At 65.9% G+C, this 17537-nt stretch carries 16 protein-coding genes; 4 read left to right on the top strand and 12 right to left on the bottom strand.

Features of this window, described 5'->3' with window-relative positions:
• Positions 1–98: 98 nt before the first annotated feature.
• From B2790_RS09435 to B2790_RS09450, 4 genes are all read right to left on the bottom strand, one after another.
• On the bottom strand, positions 99–1247 hold the full coding sequence (locus tag B2790_RS09435; RefSeq protein WP_286918694.1) for a PQQ-dependent sugar dehydrogenase: 1149 nt from the start codon (positions 1245–1247) through the stop codon (positions 99–101).
• A gap of 23 nt (positions 1248–1270) precedes the next feature.
• Positions 1271–1588, bottom strand: a complete 318-nt coding sequence (locus B2790_RS09440; RefSeq protein ID WP_286918695.1) for a hypothetical protein — start codon at positions 1586–1588, stop codon at positions 1271–1273.
• Positions 1589–1773: 185 nt separating this feature from the next.
• On the bottom strand, positions 1774–2739 hold the full coding sequence (speB, locus tag B2790_RS09445) for an agmatinase (RefSeq protein ID WP_085593236.1): 966 nt from the start codon (positions 2737–2739) through the stop codon (positions 1774–1776).
• Positions 2740–2764: 25 nt separating this feature from the next.
• A complete protein-coding gene (locus B2790_RS09450; protein ID WP_286918697.1) occupies positions 2765–3844 on the bottom strand; it encodes a polyamine ABC transporter substrate-binding protein in 1080 nt (359 codons plus the stop codon).
• 102 nt (positions 3845–3946) lie between these two features.
• Between B2790_RS09450 and B2790_RS09455 the strand changes: the two genes are divergently transcribed.
• The gene (locus B2790_RS09455; protein ID WP_286918698.1) at positions 3947–4837 is read left to right on the top strand and encodes a LysR family transcriptional regulator; all 891 of its coding nucleotides are present in this window, start codon (positions 3947–3949) and stop codon (positions 4835–4837) included.
• A 114-nt stretch (positions 4838–4951) separates the two neighbouring features.
• Here B2790_RS09455 and B2790_RS09460 read toward each other — a convergent pair whose 3' ends face one another.
• The gene (locus B2790_RS09460) at positions 4952–7378 is read right to left on the bottom strand and encodes a TonB-dependent receptor (protein WP_286918703.1); all 2427 of its coding nucleotides are present in this window, start codon (positions 7376–7378) and stop codon (positions 4952–4954) included.
• A gap of 230 nt (positions 7379–7608) precedes the next feature.
• Positions 7609–8730, bottom strand: a complete 1122-nt coding sequence (locus tag B2790_RS09465) for a sigma-70 family RNA polymerase sigma factor (protein ID WP_286918699.1) — start codon at positions 8728–8730, stop codon at positions 7609–7611.
• 135 nt (positions 8731–8865) lie between these two features.
• Here B2790_RS09465 and B2790_RS09470 point away from each other — a divergent pair, with 135 nt between their 5' ends.
• Positions 8866–9348, top strand: a complete 483-nt coding sequence (locus tag B2790_RS09470) for an LEA type 2 family protein (protein ID WP_286918700.1) — start codon at positions 8866–8868, stop codon at positions 9346–9348.
• Positions 9349–9366: 18 nt separating this feature from the next.
• Here the strand turns inward: B2790_RS09470 and B2790_RS09475 are convergent, their stop codons facing one another.
• Positions 9367–9630: a hypothetical protein gene (locus B2790_RS09475; protein WP_025338356.1), complete on the bottom strand. Its 264-nt coding sequence runs from the start codon at positions 9628–9630 to the stop codon at positions 9367–9369.
• A 129-nt stretch (positions 9631–9759) separates the two neighbouring features.
• Here B2790_RS09475 and B2790_RS09480 point away from each other — a divergent pair, with 129 nt between their 5' ends.
• Complete coding sequence (locus tag B2790_RS09480; RefSeq protein WP_286918701.1) at positions 9760–10080, top strand: DUF883 family protein; 321 nt, start codon at positions 9760–9762, stop codon at positions 10078–10080.
• Between the two features lie 22 nt (positions 10081–10102).
• On the opposite strand, the gene B2790_RS09485 is transcribed toward B2790_RS09480, so the two are convergent.
• Positions 10103–10720, bottom strand: coding sequence for a tRNA-(ms[2]io[6]A)-hydroxylase (locus B2790_RS09485; protein ID WP_085665501.1), 618 nt, complete (start codon positions 10718–10720; stop codon positions 10103–10105).
• Positions 10721–10874: 154 nt separating this feature from the next.
• Between B2790_RS09485 and B2790_RS09490 the strand changes: the two genes are divergently transcribed.
• The gene (locus tag B2790_RS09490; RefSeq protein ID WP_075044239.1) at positions 10875–11738 is read left to right on the top strand and encodes a universal stress protein; all 864 of its coding nucleotides are present in this window, start codon (positions 10875–10877) and stop codon (positions 11736–11738) included.
• Between the two features lie 135 nt (positions 11739–11873).
• Here B2790_RS09490 and B2790_RS09495 read toward each other — a convergent pair whose 3' ends face one another.
• From B2790_RS09495 to B2790_RS09510, 4 genes are read right to left on the bottom strand one after another with little or no spacing between them, the layout of a single operon-like run.
• Complete coding sequence (locus tag B2790_RS09495; RefSeq protein ID WP_015269628.1) at positions 11874–12077, bottom strand: formate dehydrogenase subunit delta; 204 nt, start codon at positions 12075–12077, stop codon at positions 11874–11876.
• A complete protein-coding gene (fdhF, locus tag B2790_RS09500; protein ID WP_025338352.1) occupies positions 12074–14956 on the bottom strand; it encodes a formate dehydrogenase subunit alpha in 2883 nt (960 codons plus the stop codon). Before fdhF ends, B2790_RS09495 begins: the two co-directional genes overlap by 4 nt.
• Positions 14953–16521 (bottom strand): formate dehydrogenase beta subunit, encoded by a 1569-nt coding sequence (locus B2790_RS09505; protein ID WP_286918702.1) that lies wholly within the window; start codon positions 16519–16521, stop codon positions 14953–14955. Before B2790_RS09505 ends, fdhF begins: the two co-directional genes overlap by 4 nt.
• The gene (locus tag B2790_RS09510) at positions 16515–16997 is read right to left on the bottom strand and encodes a formate dehydrogenase subunit gamma (protein ID WP_054572333.1); all 483 of its coding nucleotides are present in this window, start codon (positions 16995–16997) and stop codon (positions 16515–16517) included. Before B2790_RS09510 ends, B2790_RS09505 begins: the two co-directional genes overlap by 7 nt.
• Between the last annotated feature and the right edge of the window lie 540 nt (positions 16998–17537).

The following is a 17537-nucleotide window of genomic DNA, read 5'->3' on the forward strand; positions in this document are numbered from 1 at the left end:
CAAGCCAGCTCCCACCTCGACCGCATTGGCCCCAAGCCATGCGCTATCCCTGTGGGAGCTGGCTTGCCGGCGATGAGGCCGGTGCAAGTGACTTTGGCTCAGCTGTCTCCCAATCCAACTTTCAGCAACGCGCCGTCCTTGTCATCGGTCAGCACATACAGGTAGCCATCCGGCCCCACCCGCACATCGCGGATACGCGCCTTCAGCTCACCCAGCAAACGCTCTTCATGCACAACCTTGTCGCCATTCAGTTGCAGGCGGATCAGCTCCTGGGTAGCCAGCGCGCCAATGAACAGGTTGTGGTCCCAGGCCTTGAACGTAGGGCTGTCGTAGAACGCCATGCCGCTGATACCCGGCGACTTCTCCCATACATGGTGCGGGTCGACCATGCCCTGCACATGCTTGCCCTTGGCCTCAGGGATCGGCAGCAGCGAGTAGTTGATGCCGTGGGTCGCAATCGGCCAGCCATAGTTCTTGCCGGGCTCGGGAATGTTGATCTCGTCGCCGCCGCGCGGGCCGTGTTCGTGGGTCCACAGCTTGCCCGTCCAGGGGTTGAGTGCGGCGCCTTGCTGGTTACGGTGGCCGAACGACCAGATCTCCGGCCGCACGTTGTCCTTGCCGACGAAGGGGTTGTCCCTGGGCACTTCGCCGTCCGGCAAGATACGCACGATCTTGCCTTGCAGCTTGTCCAGGTCCTGGGCGGTCGGGCGCTGGTTGTTCTCGCCGAGGGCGATGAACAGGTAGCCGTCGCGGTCGAACACCAGGCGCGAACCGAAGTGGTTGCCCTCCGACAGCTTGGGCTGCTGGCGGAAGATGACGTTGAAGTTTTCCAGCCGGGCGCGGTCCAGGGACAACTGGCCACGGCCGACCGCCGTACCGGCCTTGCCGTCACTGCCCTCTTCGGCGTAGGACAGGTAGACGGTACGGTCCTTGGCAAACTCTGGCGACAGCACCACATCCAGCAGGCCGCCCTGGCCCTCGGCCCAGACCTTGGGCACACCGCTGATCGGCGGGCCGACCTTGCCTTCGGCATTGACCACCCGCAAGTTGCCGGCGCGCTCGGTAACCAGCATGTCCTTGCCGCCCGGCAGGAACGCCAGGGCCCAAGGGTTGCGCAGACCATCGGCCAGGGTGCTGACGGTCAAGGTGCCTTCTTCACTGCGAAACTGCTGTTCGGCCGCCGCCTGCGCCAGCAGGGGCAGGAGTGCGGCGGCGGTCAGGGTGACAAGCCAGGGTGCTCGAAGCATGCAGGATTCCTTTCGTAGGGCGCTCATGGCGCGCGCGGGTTGCCGCGCGGTGGTCGGGTGGGCTCCAGGTTCGGGGTTTGTTGCTGGCGGCGCAGGTTGTCGCCATTGCCGATGCCGCGGTTGTCCAGGGTGGGCGTGCGCTGGTACGGGTCGGTGGACGGGCCGCGCACGGGAGGCGTGGCCGGCATGCTGCCCTGGCGGCTGTTGGGGTTGGCGCGCTGGATCGGGCTGTTGTAGGGGTTGTTGTTGCCGGCGGCGAGTTGCAAGGGCGGCTCGGTGGCCGCTTGCGCGGGCAGGCACAGCACCAGGCCGAGGGCCAGGATGGGCAAGGTCGGGGTCATGCTTCACCTCCTGTACGAAAATGCCGCGCCTGGTGGGTTTGATAGCCTAAGGCGCGAAGGGTTCGCGGCAAAAGTGTGAATGCGGGTGGAGATGATTCCTGATGTTTCAGTATGGGCCCTGGGGGCTGCTACGCAGCCCTTTCGCGACACAAGGCCGCTCCCACAAAGACCCTACGGACGCCGAATTACTGGCCCTTGTCCACCTTGTGCCGCGCCGCATACAGGCACAGCATTTCCATCGCCAGGGTCGCCCCGGCCAGCGCGGTGATGTCGGCATGGTCATAGGCTGGCGCCACCTCCACCAGGTCCATGCCCACCAGGTTGATACCGCGCAGCCCGCCGATGATCTCCAGCGCCTGCACCGTGCTCAGCCCGCCGCACACCGGCGTGCCGGTACCGGGCGCATAGGCCGGGTCGAGGCAGTCGATATCGAAGGTCAGGTACACTGGCCGCTCGCCCACCCGCTGGCGAATCGCCGCGATCACCGCCTCGGTGCCCTGCCGGTGCACCTGGCGGGCGTCGAGGATGGCAAAGCCCTGGCTGTCATCATTGGTGGTGCGCAGGCCGATCTGCACCGAGCTGGCCGGGTCCACCAGGCCTTCGCGGGCGGCATGCCAGAACATGGTGCCGTGGTCGATGCGTTTGCCCTCCTCGTCCGGCCAGGTGTCGCTGTGCGCATCGAAGTGGATCAGCGCCAGCGGGCCATGCCGGCGGGCATGGGCCTTGAGCAGCGGGTAGCTGATGAAGTGGTCGCCACCCAGGGTGAGCATGGCGCAGCCTGCTTCCAGAATATGCGTGGCATGGGCCTCGATGCTGTCCGGTACCGACTGTGGGGTGCCGCTGTCGAAGGCGCAATCGCCATAGTCGATCACCGCCAGGTGGTCGAACGGGTCGAACGCCCACGGCCAGTGCCGGGCCCAGGCCTGCTGCACCGAAGCGGCGCGGATCGCCCGCGGGCCGAAGCGCGCACCGGGGCGGTTGCTGGTGGCAGTATCGAACGGCACACCACTGACCACCACATCGACGCCACGCAGGTCGCGGCTGTAGCGGCGGCGAGAGAAACTGGTAATGCCGGCGTAGGTACTTTCCGCAGCGGTGCCATACAGGCTGTCGCGGGTCATGGCCTGGTCGTTGTTTGCGGCTTGCTCCACGGTCGGGCTCCTTTGTCGTTATTGGTTACTGGCGGCTGCGGAACGCGGTCCACAGGCGGTTGCGCTGGCGCAGGTCGGCCAGGGCCATGCTGCGGTCGGCATACAGGCGCTGGCGCACCGCGGCCGACGGGTAGATGTCCGGGTCGTTGCGCACCGCTTCGTCCACCAGCGGCGTAGCCGCCTGGTTGGCGTTGGCGAAGAACAGCGTGTTGGTCAGCGCGGCCACCGACTCGGGCTTGAGCATGAAGGCGATGAACGCCCGCGCGGCCTCGGGGTGCGGGGCGTCCTTGGGAATGACCAGGTTGTCCTGCCATACCAACGTGCCTTCGCGGGGGATGCGGTAGATCAGCTCGAACGGCTTGCCGGCGCGGCGCGCCTGGTCGGCGGCCATCGCCGCATCGCCGTTGTAGGTCAGCGCCAGGCACACGCTGCCATTGGCCAGGTCGCTGATCTGCCGGCCATTGGCGACGTAGCTGATCGACGGCTGCAACTGGCTCAGCAGGCTCAGCGCGGCGGCCAGGTCGTCCTTGTCCTGGCTGTAAGGGTCCTTGCCCAGGTAGTTCAGGGCCACGCCGATCACCTCCTGGGGCGAGTCGGGCATGGCGATGCCGCAGTCCTTCAGCCGGCTGGCGTACTCGGGCTTGAACAGCAGGTCGAGGCTGTCCAGCGGCACATCCCCCAGGCGTTGGCGCACCGCTTCCACATTCACCCCCAGGCCCAGGGTGCCCCAGGTGTAGGGCACGGCATGGCGGTTGCCAGGGTCGGCCTCGGCGAGCTTGGCCAGAAGGTCCTTGTCGAGGTTGGCATAGCCAGGCATGGCCTGGGGGTCGAGCGGCTGCAGGGCGTTGGCCTTGAGCGCCCGGGCCAGCACGGCCGACGACGGCACCACCACGTCATAGCCGCTGCCACCGGTCAGCAGCTTGGTTTCCAGCACTTCGGTGGTGTCGAAGGTGTCGTAGCGCACCTTGTAGCCGGTTTCCTGCTCGAAGCGCTGGAGGGTTTGCGGGGCGACATAGTCGGCCCAGCTGTAGAGGTTGACGACTTTTTCTTCAGCCTGCAGCGGCAAGGCCAGGACCAGGGACAGCAGGCACAACGATCGACGCATGGCGGACACCTCGGCAAATGGGTGGATGCCGCGAGCATGCCAGCCGGGTTACATTGCAGGAATGGCAAGTTTGCAAAGCTGACATTCACCAGAGGCAATGTAATGCTCGGACAAGTGCACGACCCCGACCTGCACCTGCTGCGGCTGTTCGTCACTGTAGTCGAGGCCGGTGGCTTCAGCGCCGCGCAAGGCGTGCTGGGCCTGAGCCAGCCCACCATCAGCCAGCGCATGGCGCAGCTGGAAGCGCGGCTGGGCTACCGCCTGTGCAGTCGCGGCAAGGGTGGTTTTCACCTGACGGAAAAAGGCGCGTTGTTGCTGGACGCCGCCCGTGGGTTATTGCTGAACATCGAACAGTTTCGCCAGCAGGCCAATGGCGTTGCCGAGCGGCTGCTGGGGACCGTGCGCATAGGCATGGCGGAGAACCAGGACAGGGCGGTGAGCCTGAAGCTGGCGGCGGCCATTGCGGCGTTTCGCAGGCGCGAGGAAGCGGTGCAGCTGGAGCTGATCAGTGCGCCACCGGCAGAGCTGGAGCGCTTGTTGCTGGAGCAGCGGCTGGATTACGCCATCAGCTACTTTTCCGGCAACCAGGCAGCCTTCGATTACCAGCCGCTGTTCGAGGAGCGGCAACGGCTGTATTGCGGCAAGGGCCATGAGCTGTTCGGTGAGGCTGGCGTTGGGCGGGAGCGGTTGCTGGCGATGGACCAGGTGCGCCATCCGTACCGGTTTCTCAAGGGCGGCGAGCCGTTCCAGAGCGAGCGCAGCATGGCGGTGGCGGAGCAGATCGAGAGCGTGCTGACGTTCATTCTGTCGGGGCGGCATATTGGCTATCTGCCGTGCCATTGCGCGCAAGCCTGGGAGGCTGAGGGGCTGTTGTGGGCGCTGGACCCGGGGTTGGACTTCGTGGTGCCGTTTACCCTGGCCAGGCACCGGGCGCAGGCGGTCGGCGAGGCACAGCAGGCGTTTGCGCAGGATTTGCTGGCGGCGTTTGCCTGACCGGGCCTCTTCGCGGGCTCGCCCGCTCCCACAGGGGCCTCACAATGCCTGCGGGCGGCGCCGTACCTGTGGAAGCGGGCAAGCCCGCGAAGAGGCAAGTTCAGACAACATCAATCAGTAAGCCATGCTCCAGGTCAGGGTGTAGGTACGCCCGCGCCCTTGGTAGTCATACAGGTAAGCCGGCCCGTACGTAGGCGAGTAGAACAGCGTCGCACGCTGCCCCCAGACCGTGCTGTACTGCTTGTCCAGCAGGTTCTGGATGCCGGCGCTGAAGGTGCCAAAGCCGGTGTCCTGGCTGCCCAGCAGGTCGAAGGTGGTATAGCCGTCGATCTCGTGGTCGGCATCGTCCTTCAGGCTGAAGGCATGGTTGGCCTGCAGCCGTGCACTGCGGCCATCGCCCTTCCAGCCGATGAACGCTGTAGCCTTGGACAACGAGGCATAGCGGGCATCGCGCTTGATCCAACCACCATCGACATCCTCCTCCTCGGAGCGGGTCAGGTGCAGGGTACCACCCGCTTCCCAGCCGGTCTGGAAGTGCCGGGTCAGAGCGCCTTCGAAACCGAAGTCGCGGCTTTTCTGCTCTTCCACGTTGATGGTCAGCGTCTGCGAATCGACGTTGATGATCTTGTCCGACCAGATGTAATACAGCGCCGCCTGGGCATCCCAGTCCAGGTCGGCATAGCGCCAGCCCAGCTCCACCTGGCGGCTCTTGATGCCGGCCAGCGGGTTGTCGGCCACGCTCAGGCCGGGCTTGCCGTAGTACTTGGCCGGGTCGGGCAGGTCGAAGCCTTCGCCGTAGTTGGTCCATACCTGGTGGCCATTCTTGAAATCGTAGATGGCACCGACGTTGAACAGGTTGACCTGGTAATCGTTGCTGCCGCCCGGCACACCCTTGAAGTCGCTGACGTCCACGTCCATCTGCTGGCGCCGGGCGCCGCCGGACAGGGTCAGGTTATCGGTGACATGCCAGTCCAGCTGGGCGTACACCGACACGCCATCGACCCGGTAGCTGGGGTAGCGTGCGGCCTTGCTTTCCTTTTCCAGCTCCAGGCCACCCGACTCGGACGACGTCTGGGCGTTGAAGGTGGTCTGTTCGGCATTGAAGCGCTCGCGGTCCAGGTCGACGCCGTAGGTCAGCTTCAGCGCGTCCCACTGCTTGGCGAACAGGCCCTTGAGGCTGGTGACTTCGAAGTTCTGCTGCGAGGCGGCGAAGTACACCCCGCGCGAGCCGGTGGGCGTGGCGCGGTTGTAGTACGGGAACGGGTAGAAGTTGTCGTCTTCCTTGCGGTACGAGGCCTGCAGGTAGAAGTCCTGGCCCAGCACATCGGTGTGGTGGTAGTTGGCGTTCAGCAGCAGGCGCCGGGTGCGCGGCTCCAGGTCCGACGAGTAGCCGCTGCGCAGCTCGGCGTCTTCAAGGTCGGATGGGGCGTTGTGGTTCAGGTTGGGGAAGTAGATGCCGGTGCTGCGGTGGTTGCCCGAGTCATAGTACTGGGCCAACAGGTCGAGGCTCTGCTGGTCGTTCAGTTGCACCCCCAAGGTGCCGAGCACGTCGATGGTGCGGTTGTACTGCAGGTCGGTCTGGGTGTTGTCGATGAAGATCTGGTCGCCGGCGCCATCGTAGAAGGCTTCGTTCTGCTCGCCGGAAACCCCCAGGCGGGCATTGAACCGCTCGTTGCCGCCACTGATCGACTGGGCAAAGCGGGTGGCCAGGTCGTCACTGTTGTTGAAACCGCTGCTGGCGCCGAGCTGGGTCTCGAAGCGCGCCGGGCCGGGTTCGCCCTTCTTGGTCACGATGTTGATGATACCGCCGGTGGCGCCGCCGCCGTAGATGGCACTGGCGCCAGACAGCACTTCGACGCGCTCGACGTTGAACGGCGAGATGCTGTCGAACTGGCGTGACAGGCCGCGCGAGCTGTTCTGGCTGACCCCGTCGATCATCACCAGCACGTTGCGCCCGCGCATGTTCTGGCCGTAGTTGGTGCGGCCTTCCGGCGCCAGGTCGAGGCCTGGCACCAGCTTGCCGATGGCTTCCTTCAGGCTGACGCCGCTGTCGATCTGCTCGCGCAACTGCTGCTGGTCGACCACCCACACGGTGCCGGGGATTTCGCTGATCGCGGTGCTGGTGCGCGAGGCCACGCTGACCTCGATCGGCTTGAGGTTGACCGCCTGCGGCGCGGCGTCGGCCTTGCGCAGGGTCACCGTGCGGGCATCGCTGAAGTGCCAGCTCATGCCGCTGCCGGCCAGCAACTGCTGCAGGGCCTGCTCGATGCTGTAGCTGCCCTGCAAGGCCGGGCTGGCTTGGCCGGCGACATCGCCAGTGGTGTACAGCAGGTGCAGGCCGGCCTGGTCGGCGAAGGTGGTCAGGGCCTGGTCCAGCGGCTGGGCCGGCAGGTCGAGCTGGACCTGGCGGGCCTGGGTCTGGGCCTGTTCGGTGGCGGTCGAGGCAAACGCCTGCAGCGGGCCGACCAGCATGGCCAGGGCACTGCAGGACATCAGGGCATGGTGAAGCGGACCGCGGCGGCGGTGCAAGGGCTTGAGCATCAGAGGCACGAATGAGCTTCCTGACAAGTCGTAAATGAGAATTGGTTGCTGATCAGTCCCACTACGACGATCTGGCTGGCAGGAACTTGCAGTGCCGAATGGAAAATATTTTTATTTCTGTGCTGGCCTCTTCGCGGGCTTGCCCGCTCCCACAGGTGTTCCACAGATCTTGAGTCCTGTGGTGTACCTGTGGGAGCGGGCAAGCCCGCGAAGAGGCCGGCACAGGCGAATCAATGAACCACGGCCAACCACGGCAGGTAGGTCACCTTCAACCCATAGCGCTGCTCAAGGGTCCGCAACAGGGCCTCCGGCTCATCGAGGTCGAACACCCCGCTGACCTCCATCGCCGCCAGCTTGCTATCGGACAACACGATCCGCCCATGCCGGTAACGCTCGAGCTCCGCCAGCACCTGCCCCAGCGGTTTGCCGTTGAAGATCAGCTTGCCGCGCTGCCAGGCCATCTGCGTGCCGGCATCGGCCGCTACTGCCAGTTCATGCTCGCCAACCTTGGCTTCGCCGTGTGCCAATACCACGCGGCCATCGCGACGCACGCTGAAGGTAGCCGCACTCCCCTGCACCCGCTCACCGGCCGTATCGACCACAAAGGGTCGTGAATCATCGGTGGTCTCGAACAAGGCTTCACCAGACTCCAGCACCACCCGCCGCTCACGGTCGCTGAACACCACGCTCAGGGCAGTGGCGCTGTTCAGCGTCACCCGCGTGCCATCGGCCAGGGTAATCACCTGTCGCTCACCCACCCCGGTGTGGTAATCCGCCAGCAGCACCGGCGCCTGCTGCCAACCCGCCACAGCAACGGCCAACACCAGGGCCGCAGCCACGCCCGCCTGTTTGAGCCAGTTGCGGCAATGGCGCAGGGCCTGGTCGATGTACTTCGCCACCATGCTTTCGGAAACCCCCAGGCGTTGCGCGATCTGCGCCTGGGTCAGGCCATCGACGCGGTTGAGCAACAGCGCCTGGCGGGCATTGTCGGACAGCTGCAGCAGCGCCTGGTCGAGGATCTGCAGGCGTTCCCGGGCCAGCAAGGCCGCTTCGGGTGCCGGGGCCGGGCAGGCCACCTCACCTGCCCGCTCGCTGTCGTCGTGGCTGGCGGCAATGCGCTGTTCACGGCGCAAGGCATCGATCGCCAGGTTGCCGGCCACGCGGAAGATGAAACTGCGCGCATGCAGCACCGGCACCGCCTGCTGGTCGATGTTCACCAGCCTCAGGTAGGTTTCCTGCGCGACGTCGGCAGCGCGCTGGCGGTCGCTCATGCGCCGGGTCAGGAACTGCAGCAGGTCGTCGTAGTGCTCCTGGAAGCTTGCCAGCAGGCCCGGCGCGGGAGAGGTCAGCATGGGTTTGGGAACGGCCAGTAGGAGAAGTTATCGGGCGTTAATGAGAAACAGTATCTTTCATCTGGGCAGAGACTTTCAACGCCGACGCGTATTTGCCACACTGCCCATTCGCCCACTCTGGCAAGGTCGCACCCCATGGCTGCCCGTCTGCACCGCTACGCCCGCCTGTTCCTGGTCCTGCTGCTGGCCTGCGGCCTGGGGGCCTGTGCGCTGTTCCAGGCACGCGACCCGGTCAATATCAGCGTGATCGGTATCGAGCCGCTGCCCGGGCAGGAGCTGGAACTGCGCATGGCGGTGAAGATGCGGGTACAAAACCCCAACGAGGCGCCGATCGACTACAACGGCATCGCCATCAACCTGGAAGTGAACGGCCAACCGCTGGCTGCCGGGGTCAGCGACCAGCAGGGGCACATCGGCCGTTATGGCGAAGCGGTGGTCGTGGTGCCGGTGAGCATCACGGCGTTTTCCTTCCTGCGCCAGGCCTATGGGCTGGGCCGGGTGGACTCGTTGCAGGGCCTGCCCTATGTGCTGCGCGGCAAGCTGGCCGGCGGGCTGCTGGGGACCGTGCGCTTTATCGACGAGGGCAAGCTGGACCTGCCCAAGGGCGCCTACTGGTAGGCGCCTGGCGGGGTGTGATCAGCGGTTGGCGCTGGCTGCGGCCATCAGTTTGTTGACTTCGCTGCGCACCATGTTGGCGTATTCGGGCGGCGACATGCCATCCAGCTCGGCGCGCACCCACTCGGCCCATTTGCCTTTGCGCCGTGGTTTTTCGGCGATCAGCCGCGCCGCTTCGCCCTTGGCCTTGCCCAGGTTGTTCTGCCACAGCTCGAACAGCCGGGCCTTCTCTGCCTCGATCTGCGCCCGTTCCTCGAAGCTCATGTTGGCCAGATTGAAACTCATGAAGGTACCTGCAGGTTTGAAAATGGCCGCTATCTTACACCCAGGTACTGCAACAGCCCAAAGCCGCCGCAACTTTCCCGACGCGTCGGCATCCATTGTTCAAACCACACCATCGACGAGGACGAGTTAATGGCCCGGAAAAACGCCGCGCTGGCCGACAGCGATCAGATCAAGGACCAGGTATTCAGCGAACTGCAGGCGCTGATCGAAGAATCGGAAAGGCTGCTGAACGACAGCGCCGCCCTGGTGGGTGAAGAGGCGGAAACCCTGCGCGCGCAGGTAAGCCTCAAGCTACGCCAGGCGCGCCATGCCGCCGACAAGGTGCGTAGCAAGGCGCAACCGGTGGTGGAGGCTACCCAGGACTACATCGGCGGCCACCCCTGGCAGACCGTGGCCATTTCCGCAGGCCTCGGGCTGGTGGTCGGCCTGCTGCTGGGCCGCCGTCACTGACGCCTGGGCCGCCTGGTGCGAATCAGGCGGCCTGCGCCATCGGGATACCGCTGTGGAAACGCAGCTCCTGGTCCGGTGACTGGATCAGCTCCACCTCCGCTGCACGCACCAGTTCCACCCGGCGGGCGATGTCTGCCTCATCGCCGTAGTTGTGCGCCAGTTTCAGGTACCCCTGGTAGTGGCGCGCTTCGCTCTTCAGCAGGCCGTGGTAGAAGCGGCCCAGCTCCTCGTCCAGGTGCGGTACCAGCGCGGCAAAGCGCTCGCAGCTGCGCGCCTCGATGAACGCCCCCACCACCAGCGTATCCACCAGCTTGACCGGCTCGTGGGCGCGCACCAGGCGCCGCAGCCCCGACGCATAACGCCCCGCCGACACCGGGCGCAGCGGCACGCCGCGGCGCTTCATCAGGCGCAGCACCTGCTCGTGGTGCACCAGCTCCTCGCGGGCCAGGCGCGACATCATGTTGATCAGGTCGAGGTGGGTGTTGTACTTGGCGATCAGGCTCAGGGCGGTGCTGGCAGCCTTGAATTCGCAGTTCTTGTGGTCGATCAGCAGGGTTTCCTGGTCGGCGAGCGCCGCTTCGATCCAGGCGTCTGGTGTCGGGCAACCAAGAAAGGCGTCGATTTCGGGGATCAGGGACATGAGCGTGCAACCACAAAGAACAGGCAGGGCCGGCGATTATACCGGCGGCGGCGGGCGGCGCCAGTGACTATGCTTGATGTACATCAAGCGCCAGCGGGGGAAGCGCCGACTATAGTCAGGCATTGGTCGCCACCTTTGAAGGGAGTTAACGCCCATGCAAGCCGTCCGCAGCATCCTCGTCGTCCTCGACCCCGAGCACGCCCACAGCCGGGCGCTGACCCGGGCCAAGCTGATCGCCGGTGTCACCGGCGCGCGCCTGCACCTGCTGATGTGCGACAAAAGGCATGACCACAGCGCGCTGCTGAGCCTGCTGAGCAGCCAGTTGCATGATGACGGGTACGACAACGTCACCCATGAAGAGGCCTGGCGCGACAACTTGCACGACACCATCATCTACGTGCAGCAGGCCGAGGGCTGCGAGCTGGTGATCAAGGAACACCGCCCGGACAACCCGCTGAAAAAGGCCCTGCTCACCCCCAGCGACTGGAAGCTGCTGCGCCAGTGCCCGTGCGCCGTGCTGATGGTCAAGAGCGAGCGGCCGTGGACCGGCGGCAAGGTCCTGGCCGCGGTGGATGTGGGCAACCAGGACGAGGACCACCGCCGCCTGCATGCCAGCATCATCGACCATGGCTATGACATTGCTGCGCTGGCCAAGGGTGAGTTGCACGTCATCAGCGCCCATCCGTCGCCGATGCTGTCGGCGTCGGACCCGGTGTACCAGTTGAGCGAGACCATCGAAAAGCGCTACCGCGAGGCGTGCAAGGCATTCCAGGCAGAGTACGACATCAGCGAAGACCGCTTGCATGTGGCCGAAGGGCCGGCGGATGTGCTGATACCGCATACCGAGAAGAAGCTGGATGCCGTGGTGACGGTGATCGGCACGGTGTGCCGCACGGGGATTTCCGGGGCGTTGATTGGTAATACCTCGGAGGTGGTGCTGGATGCGCTGGAGGGGGATGTGCTGGTGCTCAAGAGCGAGGAGGCAATTGCCCATCAGGCGGAACTGGCCCGCGGCTGAGTTCAATCTGTCAGGGCCCTATCACCGGCAAGCCAGCTCCCACATCGACCGCATTGACCTCAAGTCATGTGCAGTACCTGTGGGAGCTGGCTTGCCGGCGATGGGCTGCGCAGCAGCCCCATTCAACACCAAACGCTAGGCCAACGCTTCCTGCACCTTCGGGTCTAGCCCCTCCCCTGCATTGGCCTCGATCCATTGCGCCAGCTGCCGGCGCATCGCCGGTGTCCAGAAGCTCTGCAGATGCTGCCGTACCCCTTGCACCGCCAGCGCCCGGTCTGGCTCGCTGTCGAAGTAATGGGCAATCTGGTTGGCCATCTTGACCAGGTTTTCACTGCTCATCGGCGCACCTCGGCTTTTTCCGCAATACGGCGCTCCTTCAGCAAGCGTCGCTGCTCGTCACTGAAGTCCTGGTAGCGCTTCTGCCACTGCGACGGCTGGAACACTTTCACCACCTCCACCGCCGTCACCTTGTACTCAGGGCAGTTGGTGGCCCAGTCGGAGTTGTCGGTGGTAATCACGTTGGCCCCCGACTCGGGGAAGTGGAACGTGGTGTACACCACCCCCGGCGCCACCCGTGCACTGACCTTGGCGCGCAGCACCGTCTGCCCGGCGCGGCTGCCGATGCCGACCCAGTCACCGTCCTGGATGCCACGGCTTTCGGCGTCGGTCGGGTGGATTTCCAGGCGGTCGGCGTCATGCCAGGCAACGTTGCCGGTACGCCGGGTCTGGGCGCCGACGTTGTACTGGCTGAGAATGCGCCCGGTGGTCAGCAGCAGCGGGTAGCGGTTGTTGACCTTCTCCTCGGTGGGCACGTAGCCGGTAAGCATGAAGCGCCCCTTGCCACGTACGAACTGGTCGATGTGCATGGTCGGCGTGCCATCGGGCGCTGCGTCGTTGCACGGCCACTGCAGGCTGCCGTGGCGGTCGATCTCGGCGTAGCTGACGCGGTGGAAGGTGGGCGTCAGGCGGGCGATCTCATCCATGATCTCGGATGGATGGCGGTAGTTCATCGGGTAGCCCAGGGCATTGGCCAGGGCCACGGTCGCTTCCCAGTCGGCCTTGCCGGCCAGCGGCTCCATGACCTTGCGCACCCGCGAAATGCGCCGCTCGGCGTTGGTGAAGGTGCCGTCCTTCTCCAGGAACGAGCTGCCCGGCAGGAACACATGGGCGAACTTGGCTGTTTCGTTGAGGAAGATGTCCTGCACCACCACGCATTCCATGGCCAGCAGGGCCGCGGTGACGTGCTGGGTGTTGGGGTCGCTCTGGGCAATGTCCTCGCCCTGGCAGTACAAGGCCTTGAAGCTGCCGTCCAGCGCCGCTTCGAACATGTTGGGGATGCGCAGGCCCGGGTCCGGCTGCAGGGTCACGCCCCAGGCACGCTCGAACTCGGCACGCACGCCCTCGTTGGAAATGTGCCGGTAGCCGGGCAATTCGTGAGGGAACGAACCCATGTCGCACGAGCCCTGCACGTTGTTCTGCCCGCGCAGCGGGTTCACCCCTACCCCTTCGCGGCCGATGTTGCCGGTGGCCATGGCCAGGTTGGCGATGCCCATCACCGCGGTGCTGCCTTGGCTGTGCTCGGTCACGCCCAGGCCGTAGTAGATCGCCGCATTGCCGCCGGTGGCGTACAGCCGGGCGGCGGCGCGGATCTGCTCGGCAGGCACGCCGCAGACCGGGCCAAGCACTTCGGGGGCGTTTTCCGCCAGGCTGACGAAATCGCGCCAGCGAGCGAAATCTTCGGTTTCGCAGCGGGCATCGATGAAGCGCTGGGCCAGCAGGCCTTCGGTGACGATCACGTGGGCCAGGGCGTTGAGCATTGCCACGTTGGTACCGGGGCGCAGTTGCAGGTGCAGCTCGGCGCGGGCGTGCGGCGAATCGACCAGGTCGATGCGCCGCGGGTCGATCACGATCAGCCGCGCGCCCTGGCGCAGGCGGCGCTTGAGCTGCGAGCCGAATACCGGGTGGGCGTCGGTGGGGTTGGCGCCGATCACCAGCACCACGTCGGCCTGCATCACCGAGTCGAAGCTTTGTGTACCAGCCGACTCACCCAGGGTCTGCTTCAGGCCATAGCCGGTGGGCGAATGGCAAACCCGCGCGCAGGTGTCGACGTTGTTGTTGCCGAACGCCGTGCGCACCAGTTTCTGCACCAGGTAGGCTTCTTCGTTGGTGCAGCGGCTGGAGGTGATGCCGCCGATGGAATCGCGACCGTACTTCAGCTGGATGCGGCGGAACTCGCTGGCGGCGTAGGTCACCGCCTCGTCCCAGCTGACTTCCTGCCAGGGGTCTTCCAGGCGCTTGCGGATCATCGGCTTGGTGATGCGGTCCGGGTGGGTGGCGTAGCCCCAGGCGAAGCGGCCCTTGACGCAGGCGTGGCCGTGGTTGGCGCCGCCGTTCTTGTCCGGGACCATGCGCACCAGCTGGTCGCCCTTCATTTCGGCGCGGAACGAGCAGCCGACGCCGCAATAGGCGCAGGTGGTGATGACCGCACGCTCGGGCTGGCCCAGCTGTACCAGGCTCTTTTCGGTCAGGGTCGCGGTCGGGCAGGCCTGCACGCAGGCGCCACACGACACGCACTCGGAGGCGAGGAAGTTCTCACCACCCGCCGCCGCCACCCGCGATTCGAAGCCACGCCCGGTGATGGTCAGGGCGAAGGTGCCCTGGATATCCTCGCAGGCGCGCACACAGCGGCTGCAGACGATGCACTTGCTCGGCTCGTAGTCGAAATACGGGTTGGATACGTCCTTTTTCTCGGCCAGGTGGTTGGCGCCGTCGTAGCCGTAGCGCACCTCGCGCAGGCCCACCTGGCCGGCCACGGTCTGCAGCTCGCAGTTGCCGTTGGCCGAACAGGTCAGGCAGTCCAGCGGGTGGTCGGAGATGTACAGCTCCATCACGTTGCGGCGCAGGCCGGCCAGGCGTGGGGTTTCGGTGTGCACCACCATGCCTTCGCTGACCGGGGTGGTGCAGGAGGCCGGGTAGCCGCGCATGCCTTCGATTTCCACCATGCACATGCGGCACGAGCCGAAGGCTTCGAGGCTGTCGGTGGCGCACAGTTTGGGAATGCTGGTGCCGAGCATGGCCGCGGCACGCATCACCGAAGTACCGGCGGGCACAGTGATGGCACGGCCATCGATGCTCAGGCTGACCTGTACCTCGCTGTCACGGGCCGGGGTGCCGAGGTCGCTGCTTTTATCAGAAGCGGGGTCGAAGAAATTGATCACTGCGCGGCCTCCGTGTGGGTCAGCCCGAAATCGGCGGGGAAGTACTTCAGCGCGCTGGCCACCGGATAGGCGGTCATGCCGCCCATGGCACACAGCGAGCCGTATTGCATGGTGTCGCACAGGTCACGCAGCAACAGGGCCTGGTCATGCCGTTCGGTCATGTCGCTGGTGGCGATCAGCCGGTCGACCACTTCCATGCCGCGGGTCGAGCCGATGCGGCACGGGGTGCACTTGCCACAGGATTCCTCGGCACAGAACTGCAAGGCGAAGCGCGCCATGCTGGCCATGTTCAGGGTGTCGTCGGCCACTACCACACCACCGTGGCCGAGCATCGCGCCCATGGCGGCGAAGGCTTCATAGTCCAGCGGCGTGTCGAAGTGGCTGGGCGGTACCCAGGCACCGAGCGGGCCACCCACCTGCGCGGCCTTCAGCGGCCGGCCGCTGGCCGTGCCGCCGCCATAGCCTTCCACCAGCTCGCGCAGGGTCAGGCCGAAGGCGCGCTCCACCAGGCCGCCCTGGCGGATGTTGCCGGCCAGCTGGAACGGCATGGTGCCCAGCGAGCGGCCCATGCCGAAGTCGCGGTAGTACGCCGCTCCCTTGGCCATGATGATGGGTACCGAGGCCAGGGTGAGCACGTTGTGCACCAGCGTCGGCAGGCCGAACAGGCCCTGCAGCGCGGGTAGCGGAGGCTTGGCGCGGACGATGCCGCGCTTTCCTTCGATGGATTCGAGCAGCGCGGTTTCTTCGCCGCAGATATAGGCGCCGGCGCCAACCCGCACTTCCAGGTCGAAGGCCTGGCCGCTGCCGGCCACGTCGCTGCCGAGATAGCCGGCGTCACGGGCGATGGCGAAGGCCTGGTCGAGCACGCGGATGGCGTCGGGGTATTCCGAGCGCACATAGATGTAGCCCTTGTCGGCACCCACGGCGAGGCCGGCAATGATCATGCCTTCGATCAGCAGGAACGGGTCGCCTTCCATCAGCATGCGGTCGGCGAAGGTACCGGAGTCACCCTCGTCGGCGTTGCACACCACGTACTTCTGCCCGGCCCCGGCGTCACGCACGGTGCGCCACTTGATGCCGGCCGGGAACGCCGCACCGCCGCGGCCGCGCAGGCCGGAATCGAGCACGGCGGCGACCACCTCGGCACCATCCAGTGCCACGGCCGCTTCAAGGCCGGCGAAACCGCCATGGGCACGGTAGTCGTCCAGCGACAGTGGGCGGGTGATGCCGGCGCGGGCGAACAGCAGGCGCTGCTGAGTCTTGAGGTAGGGGATGTCCTCGACCGGCCCCAGGGCCAGCGAGTGGCCACCAGGTTCACCGGGCTCACCGGTAAAAGCGTCGAGCAAGGACGGCACGTCTTCCGGGGTGACCGGGCCGAAACCCAGGCGGCCTTGGGCGCTGTCGCACTCCAGCAGCGGTTCCAGCCAGTACAGCCCGCGGGAACTGGTGCGCTGGATGTCCAGCGGCAGCTGGCGGCGCTCGGCCTCACGCTGCAATGCATCGGCAACCTGGTCGGCGCCCACGGCACGGGCTACCGAATCGCAGGGGATGTACAGCTTCAGCATGCTGCGTCCTCCTGGCAAGCGTTGACCAGCGCGCGCAGGCGCTCAGGGGTAAGGCGCGCATGCACCTGGCCGTCCAGTTCCAGCGCTGGCGAGCAGGCACAGGCGCCCAGGCAGTACACCGGGCGCAGGCTGATGGCGCCGTCGGCGCTGGTGCCATGGTCGTCCAGCGCCAGCTGTTCGCGCAGTTGCGCGGCCAGCGCCTCGGCGCCCCGGCTTTGGCACGACTCGGCGCGGCACAGGCGCAGGGTGTGGCGCGCCGGTGGCGTGGTGCGGAAATCGTGGTAGAAGCTGATCACCCCACGCACCTCGGCCAGGCTGAGGTTCAGGGCATGGGCAATTTCGGCGACAGCGGCATCGGGGATGTAGCCGATGTCGTGCTGGATGGCATGCAGGATCGGCAACAGCGCGCCGGGGGTATCCTTGTCACGGGCCAGAATGCGGTGGATCACAGGCAGGTGGAGCAATTCATCAGGCATACAGCGGACCTCGGCATCACGGACCCTGCCTGAATTGTTGTGGGGGCAGGTATCCGGCGTGTTCTGCTGCGGCACGCCGGCCACGTCACGGTTGCGTGGTGCCAGCGGCCTCCTTGCCTGCGGCCGCACGTCTGCGCGCACTGGTCCGAGGCATCCTGCAAGCATGGCACTTGTGGCGCCGGGGGGTTGCGTGCGAACGACCAGGCGCATCCTGAAACCGACGCGGGTTGTTTTTGGCCTTATACAGTCTGCTGCGCTGTCGCTTGGAGAACTGAATTCGCAAGCGGTCCGCGTACCCTGTGGGAGCGGCTTTAGCCGCGAAGAATCCAACGCGGTGCATGGCACCGGCTACGCCGGTGTTCGCGGGCATGCCCGCTCCCACAGGGTGCATCGGTAGCCCAAGGAATGCGCCATACCTGTGGGAGCGGGCTCGCCCGCGAAGAATCCGACGCGGTGCATGGCACCGGCTACGCCGGTGTTCGCGGGCATGCCCGCTCCCACAAGGTGCTCCGGTAGCCCAAGGAATGCGCCATACCTGTG

The organism is Pseudomonas sp. UBA6753 (genome assembly GCF_002453565.1).
Taxonomy (GTDB): Bacteria; Pseudomonadota; Gammaproteobacteria; order Pseudomonadales; family Pseudomonadaceae; genus Aquipseudomonas; species Aquipseudomonas putida_Z.

Excerpts from the sequence above, each read along its gene's own strand:
- B2790_RS09435 (WP_286918694.1), bottom strand. The coding sequence starts at position 1,247 with ATGCTTCGAGCACCCTGGCTTGTCACCCTGACCGCCGCCGCACTCCTG.
- B2790_RS09440 (WP_286918695.1), bottom strand. The coding sequence starts at position 1,588 with ATGACCCCGACCTTGCCCATCCTGGCCCTCGGCCTGGTGCTGTGCCTG.
- B2790_RS09450 (WP_286918697.1), bottom strand. The coding sequence starts at position 3,844 with ATGCGTCGATCGTTGTGCCTGCTGTCCCTGGTCCTGGCCTTGCCGCTG.
- B2790_RS09455 (WP_286918698.1), top strand. The coding sequence starts at position 3,947 with ATGCTCGGACAAGTGCACGACCCCGACCTGCACCTGCTGCGGCTGTTC.
- B2790_RS09460 (WP_286918703.1), bottom strand. The coding sequence starts at position 7,378 with ATGCTCAAGCCCTTGCACCGCCGCCGCGGTCCGCTTCACCATGCCCTG.
- B2790_RS09465 (WP_286918699.1), bottom strand. The coding sequence starts at position 8,730 with ATGCTGACCTCTCCCGCGCCGGGCCTGCTGGCAAGCTTCCAGGAGCAC.
- B2790_RS09470 (WP_286918700.1), top strand. The coding sequence starts at position 8,866 with ATGGCTGCCCGTCTGCACCGCTACGCCCGCCTGTTCCTGGTCCTGCTG.
- B2790_RS09475 (WP_025338356.1), bottom strand. The coding sequence starts at position 9,630 with ATGAGTTTCAATCTGGCCAACATGAGCTTCGAGGAACGGGCGCAGATC.
- B2790_RS09480 (WP_286918701.1), top strand. The coding sequence starts at position 9,760 with ATGGCCCGGAAAAACGCCGCGCTGGCCGACAGCGATCAGATCAAGGAC.
- B2790_RS09485 (WP_085665501.1), bottom strand. The coding sequence starts at position 10,720 with ATGTCCCTGATCCCCGAAATCGACGCCTTTCTTGGTTGCCCGACACCA.
- B2790_RS09490 (WP_075044239.1), top strand. The coding sequence starts at position 10,875 with ATGCAAGCCGTCCGCAGCATCCTCGTCGTCCTCGACCCCGAGCACGCC.
- B2790_RS09495 (WP_015269628.1), bottom strand. The coding sequence starts at position 12,077 with ATGAGCAGTGAAAACCTGGTCAAGATGGCCAACCAGATTGCCCATTAC.
- B2790_RS09505 (WP_286918702.1), bottom strand. The coding sequence starts at position 16,521 with ATGCTGAAGCTGTACATCCCCTGCGATTCGGTAGCCCGTGCCGTGGGC.
- B2790_RS09510 (WP_054572333.1), bottom strand. The coding sequence starts at position 16,997 with ATGCCTGATGAATTGCTCCACCTGCCTGTGATCCACCGCATTCTGGCC.